Origin of the sequence: Microbacterium galbinum (assembly GCF_023091225.1) — a bacterium.
Taxonomy (GTDB): Bacteria; Actinomycetota; Actinomycetes; order Actinomycetales; family Microbacteriaceae; genus Microbacterium; species Microbacterium galbinum.
This window is the reverse complement of the sequence record NZ_JAHWXM010000001.1, coordinates 1,186,117-1,207,663: the sequence shown is the minus strand read 5'-3', so window position 1 is coordinate 1,207,663 and position 21,547 is coordinate 1,186,117. Positions and strand designations below refer to the sequence as shown.

16 protein-coding genes and 1 riboswitch are annotated in these 21,547 nt (G+C 70.6%); of the genes, 5 read left to right on the top strand and 11 right to left on the bottom strand.

The window, feature by feature from the left end; translation table 11 throughout:
- Positions 1–57: 57 nt before the first annotated feature.
- From KZC52_RS05900 to KZC52_RS05890, 3 genes are all read right to left on the bottom strand, one after another.
- Positions 58–1,365 (bottom strand): ABC transporter substrate-binding protein, encoded by a 1,308-nt coding sequence (locus KZC52_RS05900; protein WP_247623123.1) that lies wholly within the window; start codon positions 1,363–1,365, stop codon positions 58–60.
- 130 nt (positions 1,366–1,495) lie between these two features.
- Positions 1,496–2,509 (bottom strand): LacI family DNA-binding transcriptional regulator, encoded by a 1,014-nt coding sequence (locus KZC52_RS05895; RefSeq protein ID WP_247623122.1) that lies wholly within the window; start codon positions 2,507–2,509, stop codon positions 1,496–1,498.
- A 201-nt stretch (positions 2,510–2,710) separates the two neighbouring features.
- Positions 2,711–3,169, bottom strand: coding sequence for a GNAT family N-acetyltransferase (locus tag KZC52_RS05890; protein WP_247623121.1), 459 nt, complete (start codon positions 3,167–3,169; stop codon positions 2,711–2,713).
- A gap of 117 nt (positions 3,170–3,286) precedes the next feature.
- On the opposite strand from KZC52_RS05890, the gene KZC52_RS05885 reads away from it, so the two are divergent.
- Positions 3,287–5,506, top strand: coding sequence for an NADP-dependent isocitrate dehydrogenase (locus KZC52_RS05885; RefSeq protein ID WP_247623120.1), 2,220 nt, complete (start codon positions 3,287–3,289; stop codon positions 5,504–5,506).
- Between the two features lie 99 nt (positions 5,507–5,605).
- Here the strand turns inward: KZC52_RS05885 and KZC52_RS05880 are convergent, their stop codons facing one another.
- A complete protein-coding gene (locus KZC52_RS05880) occupies positions 5,606–7,072 on the bottom strand; it encodes a L,D-transpeptidase family protein (protein WP_247623119.1) in 1,467 nt (488 codons plus the stop codon).
- Positions 7,073–7,162: 90 nt separating this feature from the next.
- Complete coding sequence (locus KZC52_RS05875; RefSeq protein WP_247623118.1) at positions 7,163–7,567, bottom strand: RidA family protein; 405 nt, start codon at positions 7,565–7,567, stop codon at positions 7,163–7,165.
- Positions 7,568–7,592: 25 nt separating this feature from the next.
- Between KZC52_RS05875 and KZC52_RS05870 the strand changes: the two genes are divergently transcribed.
- The 4 genes from KZC52_RS05870 to KZC52_RS05855 all read left to right on the top strand — a co-directional run bounded on the left by KZC52_RS05870 (position 7,593) and on the right by KZC52_RS05855 (position 13,966).
- Positions 7,593–10,931: a family 20 glycosylhydrolase gene (locus tag KZC52_RS05870; RefSeq protein WP_247623117.1), complete on the top strand. Its 3,339-nt coding sequence runs from the start codon at positions 7,593–7,595 to the stop codon at positions 10,929–10,931.
- Positions 10,932–11,005: 74 nt separating this feature from the next.
- Entirely contained in the window at positions 11,006–12,193 is a 1,188-nt protein-coding gene (locus KZC52_RS05865) for an ROK family transcriptional regulator (protein WP_247623116.1), read from the top strand.
- A 74-nt stretch (positions 12,194–12,267) separates the two neighbouring features.
- Complete coding sequence (locus KZC52_RS05860) at positions 12,268–13,194, top strand: ROK family protein (RefSeq protein ID WP_247624717.1); 927 nt, start codon at positions 12,268–12,270, stop codon at positions 13,192–13,194.
- Positions 13,187–13,966, top strand: coding sequence for a glucosamine-6-phosphate deaminase (locus KZC52_RS05855; protein ID WP_247623115.1), 780 nt, complete (start codon positions 13,187–13,189; stop codon positions 13,964–13,966). Before KZC52_RS05860 ends, KZC52_RS05855 begins: the two co-directional genes overlap by 8 nt.
- A 68-nt stretch (positions 13,967–14,034) precedes the next feature.
- On the opposite strand, the gene KZC52_RS05850 is transcribed toward KZC52_RS05855, so the two are convergent.
- The 6 genes from KZC52_RS05850 to KZC52_RS05825 form a co-directional block, all read right to left on the bottom strand.
- On the bottom strand, positions 14,035–14,439 hold the full coding sequence (locus tag KZC52_RS05850; protein WP_247623114.1) for an NUDIX hydrolase: 405 nt from the start codon (positions 14,437–14,439) through the stop codon (positions 14,035–14,037).
- Positions 14,432–15,796, bottom strand: a complete 1,365-nt coding sequence (locus KZC52_RS05845) for an FAD-binding oxidoreductase (protein ID WP_247623113.1) — start codon at positions 15,794–15,796, stop codon at positions 14,432–14,434. The genes KZC52_RS05850 and KZC52_RS05845 overlap by 8 nt, the downstream gene beginning before the upstream one ends.
- Positions 15,793–16,164 (bottom strand): YrdB family protein, encoded by a 372-nt coding sequence (locus KZC52_RS05840; RefSeq protein ID WP_247623112.1) that lies wholly within the window; start codon positions 16,162–16,164, stop codon positions 15,793–15,795. Before KZC52_RS05840 ends, KZC52_RS05845 begins: the two co-directional genes overlap by 4 nt.
- Positions 16,165–16,173: 9 nt before the next feature.
- Positions 16,174–18,216 (bottom strand): sigma-70 family RNA polymerase sigma factor, encoded by a 2,043-nt coding sequence (locus KZC52_RS05835; RefSeq protein ID WP_247623111.1) that lies wholly within the window; start codon positions 18,214–18,216, stop codon positions 16,174–16,176.
- Positions 18,217–18,693: 477 nt separating this feature from the next.
- Positions 18,694–19,869 carry an N-acetylglucosamine-6-phosphate deacetylase gene (locus KZC52_RS05830; RefSeq protein ID WP_247623110.1) on the bottom strand — a complete coding sequence of 392 codons (1,176 nt, stop codon included), beginning with the start codon at positions 19,867–19,869 and terminating at the stop codon, positions 18,694–18,696.
- Positions 19,866–21,392, bottom strand: a complete 1,527-nt coding sequence (locus KZC52_RS05825) for a beta-N-acetylhexosaminidase (RefSeq protein WP_247623109.1) — start codon at positions 21,390–21,392, stop codon at positions 19,866–19,868. The genes KZC52_RS05830 and KZC52_RS05825 overlap by 4 nt, the downstream gene beginning before the upstream one ends.
- 52 nt (positions 21,393–21,444) lie before the next feature.
- A riboswitch (ZMP/ZTP riboswitch) is annotated at positions 21,445–21,529 on the top strand.
- Positions 21,530–21,547 lie beyond the last annotated feature (18 nt).

Sequence of the window (21,547 nt, the reverse complement as noted above, 5' to 3'; positions counted from 1 at the left end):
TTCATCTCCAGGAGGGTGCGGGGGCGGCGCCGGTCGGGCGCCGCCCCCGCGGGCGGATCAACGGAATTCGGCGGTGCCCTCGTCGTACTGCTCGCCGAGGTTCGCGTTCGTGGTCTCGGCATCCTGCACGCCGGTGACCAGACCCTGCAGCTCCTGCACGATCACGTCGTAGAAGCCGGGTGCGGGCCAGTCCGGGTAGAACGACAGGCCGTCGGCGTCGAGCACGCCGTTGAACGTCTCGATGAGCGCGGCGCTCTTCTCGTCGGTGATGTCGGCGGTGTCGGCGGCGACGGGGAGGCCGCCGTTGTTGCCGATGATCGCTTGGATCTCGGGGCGCATCGTGATGTCGATGAACTCGTACGCGAGCTCCTTGTTGGCGGCGTTCTCGGGAACGACCCAGAGGTTGCCCGAGGAGCCGAGCGAGAGATCGGCGCCCGGGAAGGCGTTCATCGTCCACTCGAAGCCGGTGGCCTCGGCGACGAAGCGGCCGAACCACCACGAGCCCGACACGAAGATCGGCGAGGTGCCGTTGATGAACGAGACACCGGCGTCCTCGGCCTTGACGGAGGAGACGTCGGAGGCGATGTAGCCCTTGTCGACGTACTCCTTCAGGGTCTCGGTCGCGGAGGTGATCTCCGGACCCTGCCAGTCGACCTCTCCGTCGTAGAGCTGGTAGGCGTCGACGAAGCTGCGGTCGCCCTCGAGCAGGGCGAGCTGGTACCAGAGCTGGCCGAGCGGGTACTCGGCGCCGGCCTCGGCCAGCGGGGTGATGCCCTGTGCCACGAAGGCGTCGAGCACGTCGACGAACTCCTCGTAGGTGGTGGGGATCTCGAGTCCCGCTGCTGCGAAGGCATCCTGGTTGTAGTAGACGCCGACGAACTCGCCGTAGTTCGGCACGCCGAACCAGGTGTCGCCGCCCATCACGCCGTCTTCCGAGTACTTGGCCGTGGTCTGCAGCGACGGGGCGAGCTTCTCGTCCCAGCCGTACTCCTCGACGGCGTCGGAGATGTCGGTGATGAGGCCGGTCGAGGCCAGGAAGCCCGCCGTCGCGTTGCCCTTGTTGAATTCCATCAGGTCGGGGGCGGCGTCGGTGTCGAGCACCTGGCTCGCGGTCTTCTGGATCTGCTCGAACGACTTCTCCTCGAACTCGACCGTCGCGCCGGTCTCCTCTTCGAAGATCTTGATCGCTTCGTCCCAGGCCTTGCCCATGGCGCTGTCGGCGCCCTCGTAGTGCCAGAGCTTGAGGGTCTGGCCGTCTCCGCCGTCGTCGGACGATCCGGCGGTGCAGCCGCTCAGCGCGATACCGGTCGCGGTGAGAGCGGCCAGGGCGGTGAGCGTCTTCGTCCTGCGTGTCGTGCGTGCCATCGTCGGCACTCCTTTCTCGGTGGCCCCGGAGGGCCGAACACTGCATCGGTGGGGTGTTCAGTTGTGGCGATCGCGTGATCGTCGAAGCGTTTCGATCTCGGCGATACGGGAGGGAGGTGTGAGGGCGAGGTCAGTCGCGGGGCGGTCGGACGGAACCCGCGCCGTGGTACTCGGGCGCGATGAGGTGGATCTCGGGCGGCACGTTCGTCTCGTCGAGGTGGCGCACGGCGATGTCGACCGCGAGCTCGCACGACTGCTGCGGCACGAGCGGGATGGTGTCGATCGGCGCTGCGAGTACGGAGGTGTCGAAGGATGCCGCGGCCGAGATGACCGAGGCGTCGACGCCGAGCGCGAGGCCGCGTTCGTCCAACACCTCGAGGAGCACGTCGTGCACGTCGCCGACGGCGTGCACGACGAACGCGCGGATGCCGTCATCGAGAGCAGCTTCGGCCGATCGGCGCACGAGAGCGGGGTCGGTGGCAGCGGCCCCGGTCGCGGTCCAGGTCAGGACGACGCCGCGGTCGGCGGCGCGCTCCTCGACCCCGCGGAGGAGTCGGCGGGGGAAGTTCGATTTGCGGTACGAGACCTCGGTCTGGCCGAGGAGGTGCACCGCGGTGTGGCCGGCGTCGGCGAGTCGATCGATCGCGAGGTGGCCGGCGGCCTCGAAGTCGAGGTCGACGCAGGTGAGGTCGCGCTGATCGTCGGGGAGCCCGATGAAGATCGTCGGCGTGCGCACCGAGCGGGCGATGTCGACGCGCTCGTCGTCGGGCGCCACATCGAGCACGAGGATCGCATCCACGAGGTTCGACGCGGCGACGCGGTTCATCCCATCGGAGGTCTGCTCGTCGGTGAGGAGGAGGATGTCGTAGCCGCGGCGGCGGGCGGCGACGGCGGTGGCCAGCACGAACGCCATGTGCGTGGGGGCGTGCGTGTCGGCGCGCAGCGGCTCCGTGAGCGCGAAGATGTGGGTGCGGCGGCCCGCGAGCATCCGGGCGCCGGCATCGGGCTGGTACCCGAGCGTCTGCGCCGCATCCTCGATGCGGCGGCGGGTCTTCTCCGACACGGGACGCTTGCCGCTGAGCGCGTACGACACGGTGCTGATCGAGACACCGGCGGCAGCGGCCACCTCGTGGATCGTCGTCATCGTGACTCCATCGTCGCTCTGGGTGAGATTGTCGAAGCGCTTCGCTCAGGCTTCTTCAGCGATGATAGACACGGTTTGTGGTCGAGCGCAACATATTTCTGTCACGCCGGGGGAGATGCGCGCGGGCACGGTCGCCCGACGCCCCGGCCGAAGGCGACGGGGTCTCGATGGGGGAGGGGATTCGAGACCCCGCCGCCGGCTTCAGGACGCGATGCGGATCGAGGCGATGACCTCGCCGTACTCCGTCTCGCCGACGGGCGTGAAGCCCACGCGCAGGAAGAACGCCTCGGGGCCGTCGTCTCCGGCCTCGTAGATCACATCGACATGGTCGAGACCGCGGGAGCGGGCTTCCTCGAGCAACTTCTCGACGGCGAACCGGCCGACGCCGCGACCCTGGTCGTCGGCGTCGACGTTGATGCGCCACAGCACCGAGCGGAAGTGATCCTCCGGGGCCTCGGGATCGAAGTTGGCGCTCACGAAGCCCACGACGGCATCGCCGTCGAGGACGACCCGCTGCCACGACGTGGCCGGGTTGATGACGGTCGCCGCGATCCCGTACGAGACCGGAGCGAGGAACTGCTCCTGCCCGGGCTTGAGCGACATGTTGTTCACGGCGACGATCGTCGCAGCGGAGAGTTCGACCATGCGCAGTTCGGACATGACCCCAGGCTAACCCCTCGCGCGCACGCGCACACTCGATCGGGTCGAGATTTCTCCCACAGCGTTGCGGGTATCTTGGTATCGAGACAAATCGCCCTTGTGAACGGAGATCATCCGGTGACTGACGACGCCATCATCTACACCTACACCGACGAGGCACCGGCGCTCGCCACCGCCTCGCTCCTGCCGATCATCACGGCCTACACCGGTCAGGCGGGCATCGAGGTCGAGACCAGGGACATCTCGCTCGCCGGCCGCATCCTCGCAGCCTTCCCGCAGAAGCTCACGCCCGAGCAGCAGGTGGGCGACGCGCTCGCCGAGCTCGGCGGCCTCGCCACGCTGCCCGAGGCGAACATCATCAAGCTGCCGAACATCTCGGCATCCATCCCGCAGCTCAAGGCCGCGATCGCCGAGCTGCAGAAGGCGGGATACGACATCCCGGACTTCCCCGACGACCCGACCTCGCTCGACGAGAAGGACGTGCGCGCGCGCTACGACCGCATCAAGGGCTCCGCCGTGAACCCGGTGCTGCGCGAGGGCAACAGCGACCGCCGCGCGCCCCTCGCGGTGAAGAACTACGCCAAGAAGCACCCGCACCGCAACAAGGCCTTCGCCGAGGGGTCGAAGACCCGCGTCGCGACGATGGGCCACGACGACTTCAAGTCCAACGAGAAGTCGTGGGTCGCGGCATCCGACGACGTGCTGAGCATCCGCCACACGGCCGCCGACGGCACCGTCACCGTCCTCAAGGAGGGCCTCAAGGTCCTGCCGCGCGAGATCATCGACGCGACCTTCCTCTCGGCCGCGGCTCTCGACGCCTTCCTCGCCGAGACCCTCGCCCAGGCCAAGGCCGATGACGTGCTCTACTCGGTGCACCTCAAGGCCACGATGATGAAGGTCAGCGACCCGATCATCTTCGGCCACGTCGTGAAGGCCTTCTTCGCCGACGTGTTCGCGACCTACGGCACGCAGCTCGCCGAGGCGGGTCTGCGTCCGAACGACGGTCTCGGCTCGATCCTGTCCGGTCTCGCCGATGTCGCCGACGGAACCGCGATCGCCGCGGCCTTCGACAAGGCCATCGCCGAGGGTCCGCGCCTGTCGTACGTGAACTCCGACAAGGGGATCACCAACCTGCACGTGCCCAGCGACGTGATCGTCGACGCCTCGATGCCCGCCCTCGTGCGCAACGGCGGCAAGCTGTGGGGCCAGGACGGCGGCGAGGACGACACCCTCGCGGTCATCCCCGACTCGTCGTACGCCGGCGTGTACCAGGCCGTCATCGACGACGTGATCGCGAACGGCCCGCTCGACCCCGCCACGATCGGCACCGTGCCGAACGTCGGTCTCATGGCGCAGGCGGCCGAGGAGTACGGCAGCCACGACAAGACCTTCGAGATCCCCGCGGCCGGTGTCGTGCAGATCCTCGACGGCGAGGGCAACGCGCTCATCGAGCACGAGGTCGAGGCCGGAGACATCTGGCGCGCGACGCAGACCAAGCACATCGCGGTCATGGACTGGGTCAAGCTCGCGGTCACCCGCGCTCGCGCGACCGGCGACCCGGCGGTCTTCTGGCTCGATGCGAACCGCTCGCACGACGCCCAGATCATCGCCAAGGTGCACCAGGGTCTCGCGCTGCTCGACACGCACGGCCTGACGCTGACGATCCTCGCCCCCGAGGAGGCCACGCGCTACACGCTCGCGCGCATGCGTCACGGACTCGACACCATCTCGGTGACGGGCAACGTGCTGCGCGACTACCTCACGGACCTGTTCCCGATCCTCGAAGTGGGCACGAGCGCCAAGATGCTCTCGATCGTTCCGCTGCTGGCCGGCGGTGGGCTGTTCGAGACGGGTGCCGGTGGCTCCGCGCCCAAGCACGTGCAGCAGCTCGTCGAGCAGAACTACCTGCGCTGGGACTCGCTCGGCGAGTTCTTCGCGCTGGCGGCCTCGCTCGAGCACTTCGCCGACCGCACGGGCAACGAGAAGGCCCGCGTGCTCGCCGAGACCCTCGACGCCGCGACCGGAACCTTCCTCGAGGAGGACCGTTCCCCGGGTCGCGCGCTCGGCACGATCGACAACCGCGGCAGCCACTTCTACCTCGGCCTGTACTGGGCGCAGGAGCTGGCGAAGCAGACGAAGGATGCCGACCTCGCGGCGGCCTTCGCGCCCATCGCCGCGGCACTGACCGAGAACGAGCAGACCATCGTCGCCGAGCTCAACGCGGTGCAGGGCTCGCCCGTCGAGATCGCGGGGTACTACCGCCCCGACGACGCGCTCGTGGCGGCGGTCATGCGTCCGTCGGCCACCCTGAACGGGATCATCGATGCGCTGAACTGATCGCGGATACGACGAAGGGGCGGATGCTTCGGCATCCGCCCCTTCGTCGTGTCCGCTCGTGTTCGGGAGTGATCCCGGATCAGACGTGGACCGCGTCGGTCAGTTGTGGACCGAGACCTCGAGGCCGACCGGCGACCAGTCGTAGACGTACTTCGCGAGGTCGATCGGCAGGTTGACGCAGCCGTGGCTCATCCGGTTGCCGTAGTTGTTGTGCCAGTAGGTGCCGTGGAACCCGATGTTGGTCGTGAACCAGGTGATCCACGGGACGTCCTCGGTGCAGTACGGGGCGCCCTCGTAGCAGCCCATGTCCTGCATGCGGGTGTGCGCGAAGACCTTGAACTCGCCCGTCGGTGTGGGGGTGCCGGGAAGGCCCGTCGACACCAGCCAACTGTTGACGACCTGGTCGTTCTCGTAGAGCGTGGCGCGCTGCGTGCTGAGGTTGATGTCGATGTGGCGGTAGAGGTTCACCGACTCGAACGGCACCTCGGACACCGCGAGCGGGAACACCCCGTCGCCCGCCTCGATCTTGGCGGCGACGTCGTCGGCGATGCCGGTCGTCTCGCCGATCGTGCGTCCGGTGACGCCCTCGGTCTCGGAGCGGAGCACATTGCCGGCCGAGTCGACGATGTTGCTCGCGTTCACGGGTGCGCGGTCGACGATCCCGGGCAGCAGGTCGACGGTCTTCTGGATCTCCGCGGCGTCGGCCGAGACGGCCAGTTGGCCGCCCTCCTCGGTGACGGTGAGCCACGAGGCGACGACGTCGGCCGTGAGCGGCACGGTGCGCTCCTCGCCCACGTAGAACCCGGCGGTGCCGAGCAGGGTGTTCAGCGAGGCGGCGGTGGTCGCGGCGTCGTCGTCGGTGACGGCGGCCGCGGCCTCGGTCGGGTCGCCCGAGAACTCGACGTTCGAGCCGCCGGCGGCGACGGTGTCGATGATCGCGGCTGTGAGGGCGTCGACGTCGATCGCGGTGCCGGCCTCGGCGGGGGTCGTGACGTATGTTCCGCTGGCGGCGTCGAAGGTGACGCCCGCATCGGTGGGGTCGACGAAGCTGGAGGGCACGGCGTCGCGCAGGGCGCTGGTGGCCGTCGCAGCGTCGAGCGTGATGTCTCCGGCGATCGGCTCGCCCATCCAGGCGCCGAGGTTCCACATCGGACGCTCGGCGAAGGCCTGGTTGCTGAGCGCTTCGCCGTCGAGGGCGATGCCCAGATCGCTGCCGGTGAGCACCGTGCCGTCGCCTGCTCCGGTGAGAGTGATCTGCGTGTCGGCGAGGTGCGACTCGATCGCGTCGTTCGCGGCGCCGGGCGTCATCCACCCGACGTTGATGCCGGCGACCGTGGTGCCGGGGGCGATGAGGATCATCGAGGCCGCACCGGCGCCGATGGCCACGACGCCGAGGCCGAGGCCGATCCAGAGACCCAGGCGGCGCTTCTTGGGGGCCGGTTCGTTCGGAGCCCACGCGAGGGGCTGCTCGCCCGTGGGCGGCTCGGACTCCGCCGCGGTCGGCGCTTCGTCGAGCGCTTCTGTCGCAGCCTCGTGAGTCGAGATCACATCCGTCACGAACTTCACCCCCCGGTTATCTAACGTGCCGTCTTTGACAAGAGTACCGGAGAGCATATAACGGGGAGGCAACGGTCGCCCGTGGCCTCCCCGTGAGAATCACTCGACGATCGCGATGCCGTCGATCTCGACGAGCATCTCCTCGCGCGGCAGGCCCGTGAAGACCGTGGTGCGCGAGGGCAGCACACCGCTCGTGGTGTGCGCTTCGACGAATGCGCCGTAGGCGTCGTTCATGATCGGGAAGTCCTCGCGCTTGGTGAGGTACACGCGCAGCATGACGACGTCATCGAACGTCGCGCCGGAGGCCTCGACGATCGCCTTGACGTTCTCGAGCGTGCGGGTCGTCTGCGCCGCGACGTCACCGGGGTAGAGGTACTCGTTGGTCACGGCGTCGACCGGGCCCTGGCCGGAGACCTGGACGAAGGGGCCCTTGCGCACGCCCTGCGAGAAGGTGTGGGCGGGAGCGGGGGCGGCGTCGGTGGAGATACGGGTCTTCGCAGTCATGAGGCCAGCCTAGTAGCCTTGTTAGATGCCTCAACAAATTGCGGATGCCGTGGACGGAGCCCCCGGAGAGGCCCTGGTGCTCAGCGCCGACAAGGCCGCGCAGGGTCGAGTGCGCGTGTACCGTGGGGCGACCGTGGTCGACGGCACGGGTGCGGATCGCTTCGTCGCCGACGTCGCGGTCGAGGGCGCGCGCGTGGTCGCGGTGGTGCGGGAGGGCGCGGAGTCGCCGACCCTCGTGCTGCCCGAGGGGGCGATCGAGGTCGACGCCCGCGGACTCGTGCTCGCACCGGGGTTCATCGACATGCACGCCCACAGCGACCTCGCGGTGCTCGCCGGCGCCGCGCACGACGCGAAGATCCTGCAGGGGGTCACCACCGAGGTCATCGGCCAGGACGGACTCGGCTACGCGCCGCTCGACGACGCGACCGCACCCGTGATCGCCGCGCAGATCGCCGGCTGGAACGGGCCGACCACCGCGCCGTGGCGAACCGTCGCCGATCTGCTCGACGCGATCGATCGCGCATCCGTCGCGAACGCCGCGATGCTGGTGCCGCAGGGCAACCTGCGGATGATCGTGGTGGGTCACGAGAACCGTCCGGCGACGAGCGACGAGATCGCTCGGATGCGCGCGCTGCTCGCCGACTGCCTCGACGCGGGCGCCTTCGGCATGTCGAGCGGTCTCACCTACACGCCGGGGATGTACGCCGACACCGACGAGCTCGAGGCGCTGTGCCGGGTCGTGGCCGAACGCGGCGGATACTGGGCCCCGCACACGCGCAGCTACGGCGGATCCGCGCTCGATGCCTATCGTGAGGCGCTCGACATCGGCCGGCGCACCGGGTGCCCGATCCACCTCACGCACGCGACCATGAACTTCGCCCCGAACCGCGGGCGCGCACGCGACCTTCTCGAACTCATCGATCAGGCGATCGCCGACGGCGTGGATGCGACGCTCGACACCTATCCCTACCTGCCGGGGGCGACGACGCTCGCTGCGCTCCTTCCGAGTCGGCTCTCCGAGACCGGCTCGCTGCTGCGCACGCTCGCAGACCTCGACGACGCCGGACGCGAGCGCGTGCGGGTCGAGCTCGAGGAGATCGGCTGCGACGGGTTCCACGGGGAGCGGGCGGACTGGACGCAGATCCAGATCTCCGGCACCGCCAACCCGGAGCTGGGCGACCTCGTGGGACGCACCATCGCCGAGATCGCCGCGACCGAGGGTCGTCGCGCGGTCGACGTGGTGCTCGACACGATCATCGCGGATGCCGGAGCCACGGGCATCCTCATGCACATCGGCGACGAGGCCAACGTGCAGGCGATCATGCGCCATCCGCGGCACACGGCGGGGAGCGACGGCATCCTGATCGGTGCGCGACCTCACCCGCGGGGACGCGGCACCTTCGCCCGCTATCTGGGTCACTACGTGCGCGAGCTCGGCATCCTCACGCTCGAGGAGGGCGTGCGGCATCTGTCGGGTACACCCGCGCAGCGCCTCGGCCTCGACCGCGGCGATGCGCCCCGAGGCGTGATCCGCGAGCGGGCGACCGCCGACCTCGTCCTCTTCGACGCACGGACGATCGCCGCGGGGGCCACGTTCGAGTCTCCTCTCCACCCGCCCGTGGGCGTGGTCGAGGTGCTGGTCGGGGGAGTGCCGGTCGTGGCGGACGGCGCGGTCACGGGCGCCACCCCCGGTCGGGCGCTGCGCATGCCGCCGGCGCCCCACCGCGCGACCGTGCCCCGGATCGCCGCGCACATCGACGAGAACACGACGGGGTTCCGGTGGTCCACGCGCACGCCGGTCGTCGGAGCGGACGACCTGGTCGCCGCGATCCGCCGGCTCGGCGGCGGCGAACGGGCGGAGGACCGGGGTGAGGCGGTTCCCGCCATCCGACTCCGCGTCGATGCCGCGCTGGCCGAGGCTCCCGATTCCGAGGGGCGCATCGGCGCCGAGGCCTTCCGCCTGTCGGTCGATGCCGGGGGGATCGAGATCGTCGGCGCGACACCGGCCGGCGTCTTCCGTGGCGCGACCGTGCTGCGTCAGCTGCGCGATCCCGATGCGGAGGCGGAGGCGGACGCCGTGATCCCGGCCGGCGTCTGGCAGGGCTCGCCGGCGTACGGCTGGCGCGGGGCGATGCTCGACGTCGCCCGGCACTTCCGTCCGGCCGACGACGTACGCCGCCTCATCGACCTCCTCGCCGATCACCACCTCACCGTGCTCCACCTGCACCTCACCGATGACCAGGGCTGGCGCTTCGAGGTGCCGGGATATCCCCGTCTGACCGGGATCGGCGCACGGCGCGAGGCCACGCAGCGCGGCCATGGCCCGCTCGCGACCGTGGAGCCGGGCGTGCACGAGGGCTTCTACACGCAGGCCGAGCTGCGCGAACTCGTCGCCTACGCGGCGGAGCGCTTCGTCACGCTGGTGCCGGAGGTCGAGCTGCCCGGTCACATCCAGGCGGCTCTCGCGGCCTACCCCGAACTCGGCAACGTCGACGTGGGCGAGCCGATCACCGGCCCCTGGCAGCGCTTCGGCGTGAACCCGCGCACGCTCGCGCCGACCGAAGCGTCGCTCGCCTTCGGGCGGGCGGCCATCGATGCGCTCTGCGACGTGTTCGACGCGGAGTGGATCGGCATCGGCGGCGACGAGGTGCCGGTCACCGAATGGGCGGAGAGCCCGGCGGCGCAGGCGCGCATGGCCGAGCTCGGTCTCGCCGACCCGCACGACGTGCAGCCCTGGTTCACCGCGCACTTCGCCGCTCACGTGCGCAGCCGCGGTCGCACCGCGCTCGCCTGGGACGAGGTGCTCGAGGGCGATGTTCCCGAGGGAGTACGCATCCTCGCCTGGCGCGGCCCCGTGGCGATGCGCGAAGCGGTGCGCCGCGGCATCCCGGTCATCGCCTGTCCCGACCTCGAGGTGTACCTCGACTATGCGCAGGCGGATTCGGTCGAGGAGCCCATCCGCGTCGGGCCGCCGCTGACCATCGAGCGCAGCTACACGCTGCGGATCGAGGAGGGCGCGGTCGGCGGGCAGGCGAACGTCTGGACAGAGCACCTGCCCACGCGCGACCGTGTGGACTTCGCGATGTTCCCGCGCCTCGCGGCGATCGCCGAGCGGCTCTGGGAGGGTGGGGATCCCGCGCCGTTCGACGACTTCGCGCGCCGGCTCCCCACGCACCTGCGGCGCCTCGCGGCCGCCGGGGTGCGGTACCGTTCCCCTGACGGTCCCTCGCCCGTGCAGCGGCGACCCGGCGTGCCGGGCAAACCGATGACGATCGAGGCCCGCGAGCAGATCGTCGCGGGCCTCGTCGCACGCCTCGTCACGGGGGCGGAAACGGCTCCCGACGAGGCCGTCACACAGAAGTAACGTTTCGGTAACCTCGCGGACTCGCTCGGCGAGCGGGGTTGCGTAAATTATGTTCGTAAGGTCTACTAACAAACATGTCCGTGTCGGATGAACAGCGCCCCGCATCGTCGTCGGAGTACGTCGATGCGAATACGCACGCCTTCGGACCCGGCCGCCACCTGCGCTCGCGGTCGAAGGTCCTCCCCGAGCACGCGCGCGGGCACAATCGCGCCCTCGTGCTGCAGACGCTGTACCACGCCGGCGCGATGAGCCGAGCGGACCTCTCGCGCGAAACGGGCCTCACGCGGGTCACCATCTCCGACCTCGTGGCCGAGTTCATCGCCGACGGGATCGTCATCGAGATGGGCGTGCGCGAGACCGCCGGTCCCGGCAAGCCGCCGATCCTCATCGACATCGACCGCGTCGGCCACCAGATCCTCGGGCTCGACCTCTCGGGCCCGCACGCGTTCATCGGAGCCGTGCTCAGCCTCGACGGCGACGTGCTCGAGCGCCGCGAGGTGCCGCGGCCCGAGTCCGCCGACGGCGACGCGGCCTACGCCGCCACGCTCGAGCTCGCACGCTCGCTGGTCGCCGCCTCGACGCGCCCGCTGCTCGGCGTCGGCATCGGCACCCCCGGTGTCGTGCGCCCCGACGGCATCGTGCTGAGCTCGCCGAACCTGGGCTGGACGAGCTTCCCCCTCGAGGCCAAGCTCGGCGCCGACCTCGACCTCCCCGTGCTCGCCCGCAACGACGCCAACGCCGCCGTGCTGGCCGAGTACACCTTCGGCGAGGCGAAGGCCGACTTCATGCTCATCAAGATCGGCCGCGGTGTCGGCGCCGGTCTCATCACCGGCAGCCAGCCGCTGCTCGGCAGCCGCTTCGCCGCCGGTGAGATCGGTCACGTCACGGTCGGCACCGACGGGGGTCCGCGCTGCGCCTGCGGGAAGGACGGATGCCTGGAGGCATGGCTGAGCGAGACGCGCCTGAGCGAGGCCGTCGCCGCCGACCCGTCGGCCCGCGACGAGATCCTCCGCGACGCCGGCACCCGCATGGCGATCGCCATCGCCCCGATCGTCGCCGCCCTCGACCTCTCGGAGGTCGTGCTCTCGGGTCCCGCCGACCTGCTCGACGGCATCCTCATCGACGCGGCCGTCGAGACCCTGCACGCCCGCACGCTGGAAGGCGTGTTCGAGGACGCTCTCATCCGCCTCACCGTGCAGGACGACATCGTCCTCCGCGGAGCCGCGGTGATGGTGCTCTCGGGCCAGCTGGGAGTCTCGTGACCCGTACGACCCCGAGCCCCGGCATCCCGGAGCTCGCGACTCGTCGAGGCGCCGGCGAGTCCGCGGGCGGCGCCGTGCGCGTCGGACTCGACGTCGGCGGCACCAAGATCGATGCCGTCGCGGTCTCGCCGTCGGGCGAGATCATCGGACGCCTGCGGCGCCCCACCGGGTGGGGCGATGACGCCGTGGTCGAGAGCATCGTGCTCGCCGTGCGCGCGCTGGCCGCGGAGAACGCGATCGCGATGGCCGACATCGGCTCGGTGGGCATCGGCATCCCCGGGCTCGTCGACGTCGAGAGCGGGCGGGTCCTGCACGCGGTCAACCTCGGCGTCGAGTCGCTCGACCTCGCCGCGCGCGCCCAGGCCGAGCTCGGCATTCCCTTCCGCGTCGAGAACGACGTCAAAGCCGCAGCGCTCGGCGCCGCCGTGCTGCGCGGAGCGACCGGATCCATGGCCTACCTCAACCTCGGCACGGGTGTCGCCGCCGGCATCGTGATCGACGGCCGCATCCACCGCGGCTCCCGGGGCACCGCCGGGGAAGTGGGGCACATCTCCGTCGACCCCCGCGGACGCGTGTGCGGGTGCGGGCAGCGCGGCTGCATCGAGACCCTCTGCGGCGGCGGCGCACTCGCCAAGGCCTGGGGCAGGCCCGGCGCGCTCCCGGTCAAGGACATCATCGAGGCGGCCGACGCCGGCGACGCCGACGCGATCCGCCTCCGCGCCGAACTGCACCACGGGGGAGCGGCCGCCGTACGCGTGCTCGTGCTCTCCGCGGATGTCGACACCGTCATCATCGGCGGCGGACTCACCGCTCTCGGCCCGCGCCTGGAGGATGGCATCCGCTCGGCCCTGCAGGCGGATGCCGAGACGTCGCCGTTCATGCGATCGCTCCACCTCGATGAGCGCATCGAGATGCTTCCCGCGGGGTCACCCGCTGCCGCCTTCGGTGCCGCGCTCGTCGGCGCCGCCGTCCCCGAGAAGGAGATCGTCTTCCATGGCTGAGGTCGTCATCGTCGAGAGCAAGGAAGCCGCCGGCTCCCTGGTCGCCACCGAGATCGTCGAGCTGCTCGACGCACGCGCGGATGCCGTGCTGGGTCTCGCGACCGGGTCGACCCCGCTCCCCGTGTACGAGGCGCTGCGCGTGCAGCTCGCCGGTCGCGACCTCTCGCAGGTGCGCGGCTTCGCGCTCGACGAGTACGTGGGCATCGACCCGCACCACCCCGAGAGCTACCGCTCGGTCATCACGCGCGAGGTCGTCGAGCCGCTCGGCCTCGACCCCCGCCGCATCCACGTTCCCAACGGAGCGATGGACACGATCCAGCACGCCGGCGACGACTACGAGGCCGCGATCGCCGCCGCGGGAGGCGTCGACCTGCAGATCCTCGGGATCGGAACCGACGGTCACATCGGCTTCAACGAGCCCGGCTCGTCGTTCGCCTCGCAGACCCGGGTGAAGACGCTCACGGCACAGACCCGCGAGGACAACGCGCGCTTCTTCGACTCGATCGACGACGTTCCGATGCACTGCATCACGCAGGGACTCGGCACGATCCTGAAGGCACGCCACCTCGTGCTGCTCGCGTTCGGCGAGGGCAAGGCCGAGGCCGTGGCCGCCGCCGTCGAGGGCCCGCTCACGGCATCGCTGCCGGGCTCGGCGATCCAGCTGCACCCGCACGCGACCGTCGTCGTCGACGAGGCCGCCGCATCGCGTCTCGCGCAGGCGGACTACTACCGCTACACGTTCGCGAACAAGCCGGCCTGGCAGGGCATCTGAGCGCGCTCGTGCGAGCAGCGGGCCCGCGTCAGGGCTGAGGCATCACTCCACGCGGAGCGGGCCACGCCTCAATGCGGAGCGGGCCACGCCAGCGGCAGCAGGTGCTCGACGCTGAGGGGAGCGAGGGGGAGCGCCGACACGTCGTCGGGTGTGATCCAGCGCAGCTCCTCGAGTTCGGCCTGCACGCACACCTCGCTCGGATCGATCGTCGTGCGGAACGCGTCGGCGACCACCCGGTGGCCCGGTTCGTTCGCCGCCGCCGAGACGAACCGGCCGAGGGGTTCGATCGCGCTCTCGTCGAGCTCGAGTCCGAGTTCCTCGTGCAGTTCGCGCAGCAGCGTCTGCGCGGGCGTCTCGCCGTGCTCGGGTTTGCCGCCGGGCTGCATGAACCGGGTAGTGCCGCGCTTGCGCACGACGAGCACGCGTCCGGCGCCGTCGTCGATGATCGCCGCGCTCACGTGGATGTCAGGCATCGGGGGCGAACACCTTTCCGGGGTTGAGGATGCCGAGCGGGTCGAACACCCGCGCGATCTGCCGCTGCAGCTCCCACTGGTCGTGGCCGAGTTCGTCGGCGAGCCAGCGGCGCTTGAGGGTGCCGATCCCGTGCTCGCCGGTCAGTGTGCCTCCGAGGGCGATCGCCGCGCGGAACAGGTCGTCGGCCGCCTGCCACACGTGCGCGGGCGTCTCGGCACCCGCGAACAGGAAGTTCGGATGCAGGTTGCCGTCTCCCGCGTGCGCGACGGTGGGGATCGTGAGTCCGTACTGCCGCTCGATGCGCGCGATCTCGTCGAACATCGCCGGCATCGCGCTGCGTGGCACCGAGACGTCTTCGATGAGGGCCGTACCCAGCGATGCCATCGCCTGGTGCATCGACCGGCGGATCGCCAGCAGGCGCTCGCCCTCGACGGGGTCGTGCGTCACGGCGACGGTGCCCTGGTGGACGCGCAGGATCTCGGCGATCGCATCGGCCTCCGCCTCGGAGGCGGGCCCGTCGGTCTGGATCGTGAGCTGCGCGGCACCCGGCGTGGGGGCGGGGAGGTCGAGGACGGCGTGCACGGCGGCGAGGCTCGCGGCATCCATCAGCTCCATGATGGCGGGCTGTGCGCCCGAGGCCGTGACGGCGGCGGAGGCGGTCGCGGCGCTGCGGACGTCGGGGAACGTCGCGGCGATGGTGCAGACCGTGCCGACGACGCGGCGGCGCAGCTTGAGCGTGGCGCCGACGACGACGCCGAGGGTGCCCTCCGAGCCGATCACGAGCGACGTGAGGTCGAGACCGGTGACGCCCTTCACGCTGCGGTGGCCGAGATGCAGCAGGCGGCCGTCGGCCAGGACGAGGTCGACCCCCAGCACGGCATCGCGCACCACACCGTACTTGGCGCACAGCAGCCCGCCCGCGCCGGTGGCGATGTTGCCCCCGACCGTCGAGATCTCGCGGCTCGCGGGATCGGGTGCCCACCACACGCCGTGCTCGGCGAGGAGACGGTTGAGATCGGCGTTCAGGATGCCGGGTTCGACGACCGCGAGGAGGTCGTCGGGACGCACTTCGAGCACCGCGGTCATGCGGGCGGTGGAGAGGACGATCTCCCCCTCGCCGGCGTTCGCGCCTCCGGCGAGGCCGGTGCCGGCGCCCCGCACGACGACGGGGGTGCGCGTGGCGGTCGCGATGCGCATCGTCTCCTGCACATGCGCGACGGTCTCGGCGTGCACGATGGCGAGGGGGCGCCCCTCGGCGGCATGTCCGGAGCGGTCGGCTCTCGCCTCCTCGAGCGCAGCCGCGCGCGTGTCGACGAGATCGCCGAGAGCCGCGGTCAGCTGCGCGAGGACGCTCATCCGAGTGCGCGTCGTCCGCTGATGAGACCGGTGACGATCGCGACGAGGGCGAAGGCCGATCCGACCAGGGCCTGATCCATCGACCACCAGGCGATCGTGACGCCCACGTAGATGAGCAGCTCGACCGCGGCGCGCAGGAACGGGTGCACCCGCAGCACGGGGCGAGGCGAGAGGAACAGCGCCCAGACGAGGATCACGACGACCGGGGCGCCGATGCCCACCACGATGCTCCAGGGGAGATCCCAGGTGGCGAAGCCCCAGAGGGCGAGAGAGGCGACGGCCACCACCAGCACGACGGCACGGATGACGTCGATGACCGTGATGACGGGGCGCTCGACGCCGGGTATGGGGGTGGGATCCTGGGGCATGGATCCAGTCTATTCGGCGGGAACCGGCTCCTCGTCCGGCACCACGACGACCTCGGGCGTCACCGCGGCGTCGACCCGGGCATCGGTCTCGGCGGGAGCGGTCGCCGCTGCGGGCTCGTCCTCGACAGGTGCCGGGGCCGGCTCTTCAGCGGGTGCCGGCTCCTCGACGGGGGCGGGCTGCTCGACGACGGCGGGCTGCTCTGGCACGAGTTCGGGAACATCCGCGGGCAACGGCACGTCGGGAATGCCGCACGGCACCTCCCACGGGTCGACCCATGTGCTGAGCAACACCGCAGGTGTCTTCAGGTCGCTTGTCTTCCGAACACCATCGACTTCGATGTAGTAGGCCACGGAGACGTTGCCCCAGAACAACTCGAACACGTCGGGGTGGAGTTCTAGTGTCCCGATGCCCTGTGTGTTGACTGTCCCCGTCGAACTCTCCTCGAGGGCGTCGGCGTCGAGGCCGGTATACGCAACGACCTTCGCATCTGCCACGCCTGAGAGCTGAAGGGTATAGACGGTGGTCTCGAGAACCTCGTCCCTAGAGGGCGGCAGGCAACTGACTGACACACCTGTGATCGTCGGGACTCCTTCGGGAAGGACGACGGGGTCGACGGGCGGCTCTTCTTCTTCCTCGTCCGGAGGCGTCGTCGGAGTGGGCGTAGGCGTAGGCGCAGGGGTGGGAACCGTCCCGGGACCCGAATCGCCGCCCGAGCCCGGAGCCGGATTCGCCGGAGTCGTGACGACGGGGGCCGCGGGGACGTCCGTGCCGGTGTCGGCATCCGTCTCGTCGTCGGCCACCGGGGGAACGGTCTCGTCCTTCGGCTTCTCGACGGGCTCGTCGAGCTCGTCATCCACGGGTTCGGTGCTCATCGACGCGTCCGGTCCGACGTCCGAGGAGATCGACGACGAATCGGAGTCGCCGGCACTCGGCAGCGACGTCGACGGGTTCGCCCCGGCCAGGCCGGGGATGATCGTCGCCGCGGCGACGACACCGGCCACCACGAGAGCGGCCGAACCGGCGCCGACGAGGGCGCCCATGCCCGACAGCATCCCGCCGGATGCTCCGGCCGAACCACCGGCAGACCCGCCGGCACCACCGCCGGCCGACCCGCCTGCTCCGCCGGCACCGCCGGCTCCCGCACCGCCGGCGGTGGAGCCCGCCGCGAGGGCGCCGGATCCGCCGTCGCCGGCGACCACGCCGCCGGGCACGCTGGAGGGCATGGCCGCGAGAGCGACGATCGGTGCGCCACCGCCCTGCAGGGTCGCCAGGTACCCCGCGGCGCCCGTGACGCCGAGCACGAGGGGGAGCAGCACGAGTGCGAGGCGCTTGGAGACGTCCTTCGCCTCGGCGGCCACGATCATGCAGCGGGCGCACTCGTCGAGGTGCGCCTCGATGCGACGGTGGTCACGCGATCCGAGATTGCCGCGCGAGTAGGCGCCGAGGTGCTCGATCGTCCACTGGCACTCCGAGCCCGGGGCCGAGCTGCGCAGGTGCGCCTGGATCCACGCCTCGCGAAGACCCTCGCGGGCGCGGAACGCGAGCTGTGAGACCGCGCCCGACTTCATGCCCAGGAGCGGAGCGACCTCCTGCGGCCGCATCTGCTCGATCTCGGTGTACCAGAGCACTTCCTGCCAGCGCGTGGGGAGACTGCGGAACGCCTGCGCGGTGAGGCTGCGATCGAGGGCGTCGTTCGATGCCTGGTCGGTGCTGTCGGGGTCGGCGACCGCGTCGAGCTCGTCCATCGCGTCTTCGCGGCGCGAGCGACCCCAGGCGGCGGCCGTGTTGCGGATGCTGGTGAAGAGGTAGGCGCGGAACGAGCCGTTGGGCCCGCCACCCTTGACGATCGCCTGGTAGATGCGGGTGTACGACTCCTGCACGAGGTCGTCGGGGTCGATCGACGAGGTGACCGAGCGTGCGACCGCGATCCCCGAGGGGTAGTGACGACGCCAGAGTTCTCCGAACGCCCCCGTGTCACCCGAACGGGTGCGGAGGATGAGGTCTGCGTCGGCGATCGTGTCGTCGATGTGAGGAGTGTTCTCTTCGTGCACTGTGATCCCTCGGTCGTGGGGCACGGGTATGTGCCTTCACAGAGTGAGACGCGCGATGGGCCGGATCATCACGCGAGTTCTCCATTCTCTCTCGGAACTCGCCCGAGGGCCAGCCCTCGCCGGAGTTCGCCGGCGAAAATGTCTGGAAAAGAAAAGCCCGGTCAGAAGCGGATATTCACGAGTCTCAGAACTTTTCTCAGATTTTTTCCCAGGTTCGCGTAATGAATCGGGCTGCACGTCGTCTCATCTGTAGAGACAGCCACGACGAACTCCACCGGGGGGCGGGGTTCGGGCTCCGATGCAGGGGGTTCACGCATCGGTCGGGCGGGTCGGGAGCCTCGGGGGAGGAGTTCTCGGCCCCCCTCTCTACGTGGGGGAACCCGAGGGTGCCGATCCGGGGGGATCGGCACCCTCCACTCTCTCCGCGCGAAGGGACCGGAGCCGCCTGCGCTGCGCGTCGGCGCGCGGTGGAAGGACCTAGGCCCTGCGGGGCCGCGCCCCGACCCACACGCGCGCCACGCGCAGTTCTGCATCGAGCAGCAGGGCATCGCCCACCATTCCGGTGCGCAGCGCGCCCAGCTCCGAGGCGAAGCCCACGGCTCCGGCCGGGGTCTCGGTCAGCGCACGCACCGCGTCGACGAGCGCGACGCCCGCGGCGACCGCGCGCCGCAGAGCCTCGTCCTGGGTGAGCGTCGAGCCGGCGATCGCCCCCGTCTCGACAGCGCGGGCGATGCCGTTCTCGACCGTCACGCTCACCGCGCCCAGGTCGTAGCGGCCGTCCGCGCTCCCCGCTGCGGCCATGGCATCCGTGATCAGGGCCACGCGCCCGGGAGCGGCGTCGAACACGAGCTTGACGACGTGCGGATCGAGGTGCACGTCGTCGGCGATCGCCTCGAGCACGACACGGTGATCCGCCGCGGCGGCGAGCACCGGCCCCGGAGCGCGGTGGTGGATGCCGGGCATCGCGTTGAACGCATGGGTGAGGATCGACGCCCCCGCCTCGAACGCGGCGACCGCCATGGCGGCATCCGCATCGGTGTGGCCGACGGCGGCCGCGGAGCCTGCCGCGACGATCCGGCGGATCGCGTCGAGTCCGCCGGGAAGCTCCGGGGCGATCGTGATCTGACGGATCGTTCCGCGACCCGCGGCGAGCAGCCGGTCGACGTCATCGGGCAGCGGTGCGCGCAGGAGCGACGGGTCGTGGGCGCCGTGGTGCCCCGGATCGAGGAACGGCCCCTCGAGGTGCGAGCCGAGGATGTCGGCATCCGTGTGCACGAGGTCGGCGATCTGCGCGGCGCTGCGTGCGAGTTCATCGAGCGGAGCCGTCACCAGCGACACCACGGCGCGGGTCGTGCCGTGCGCGCGGTGCAGGTCGCGCGCGGTGCGGATGGAGTCGACGCCGTCGTCGAACGATGCGCCGGCCCCGCCGTGCCCGTGGATGTCGACGAAGCCGGGCGTGAGAAGCGCACCGGAGCCGGCGACGGATGCCGCGTCGACGACCTCGTCGGCGGGCGCCCAGTCGGCGCCCGTTCCGCGTGCGGCGACCCGGCCGTCGTCGAAGCGCACCCAGGCGTCGTCGACGATCTCGCCGCGATCCACGACGCGCGCGGAGTGGACGACCAGGCTTCCGGTCGCTGCGGGGTGGACGCTCATCGATCGCTCCAGGGGATGTCTGCGACGGGGTGGAATCGGGTCCCCTCAGCCTTCCACAGCGGAGCGAGGGCGCCGAGCCGCTCGCGGAACGACGACCATTCGCGTCCCTCTCCATGCTGCGGCGACCAGGCGATCTCGGCCTGCGCGGCGGCGCGCGGGAAGACGAGCAGCTCGACGTCGTCGATCGTGCGCGTGGTCTCGGACCACAGCGGTGCCTCGGTGCCGAGGATCGCCGCACCGGGCACGTCGAGCACGGCGGTGGGCTCCCACTCGTACGCGGTTCGCACGTCGATCACGGCGGCCCAGGTGAGGCCGAGGGGGAACTCGTCGTCGTACTTCATGTCGAGGTACGTGGCATCCGCGGCCGACATGATCAGCGCCCCGCCGCGTTCCACGAAGTGCGCGGCCTCGGCGGCGTGCGAACCGGTGGGGACCTTCATGCCCCAGTACTGCCCGATCGTGCCCTCGGCGATGCCGTCGGCGGCACCCATCTCGTGCCAGGCGACGGGGATCTTCCCGGCATCCACGACGATCTGCGTCGCGCGCTCGGCGAAGTGGTCGAAGTCCTCCTGCGAGGTACCCAGCGACTCGTCGCCGCCGATGTGGAGGTACGGGCCCGGGGTCATCTCGGCGAGCTCGCGCACGACGTCGCGCACGAAGTCGTAGGTGCGCTCCTCGCGGATGCGCACGCTCGAGTGACCGACTCCCCAGCCGAGGTACGTCTCTCCCGCGACGGGCAGGGGCTGCCCCAGCGTCTCGGACTGCGCGACGAGGGCGTCGTTGAGCACCGGCGCCTCGACGAGCTCGGGGTAGGCGACGCCGACCGCGTGGGTGTGCCCCGGCAGATCGATCTCGGGGATCAGCACCATGTGCCGCGACGCCGCGTGGGAGACGATCTCGCGGTAGTCGTCCTTCGTGTAGAAACCGCCGGGGTCACCGCCGGCCGACGTCGCCGATGACCGCTCGGTGAGCAGCGGCCAGGAGTCGATGTGCACCCGCCACCCTTGATCGTCGGTGAGGTGCAGGTGCAGGCGGTTGAACTTGAGTGCGCTGGTGGCGTCGATGAACCGCTTCACCTCGGCGACGTCGAAGAAGTGGCGGGCGACGTCGAGCATCACTCCGCGATGCGTGAAGCGCGGGGCGTCGTCGATCTCGACGTACGGCAGGCTCCAGCCCTCGTCGTCCTCGCGGAGCAGCTGCAGCAGGGTCTGCACGCCGTAGAACAGGCCGGCCTCGTCGGCGCCGATGATCTCGACGTGCGTGCCGACCGACAGTCGGTAGCCCTCGGATGCCGCGGCGTCGGCGTCGATGCGCAGCACGATGTCGCCCGGGGCCGGGGTGTGCGCGGAGGCATCGACGGAGGTGAGGGGAGGGGCGCCGCGCCGTGCGGCCGCGGCCGTCAGGACGTCGGCCGCGGGGGAGGAGCCGTGCACGCGCGTCGTCGCGGTGATCGGCATCCGTCCTTCGTGCACGACGGCTGCGGCGGGCACCGGGACGAGCGAAAGCTGATGTGTAAAGACCATGAACAAACCCTAGCCGCGCGGCGGGGAGTCGACCAGGGGGAATCCGGTATGCTCGATCTGTCGCGACTGGCGTCTGGGTGGGTTACCACCGGGGAGCGACCGACCACGGAATTCGACCGCGCGCCTGGGCCGATGAGAACACCCTTCGAATCCGT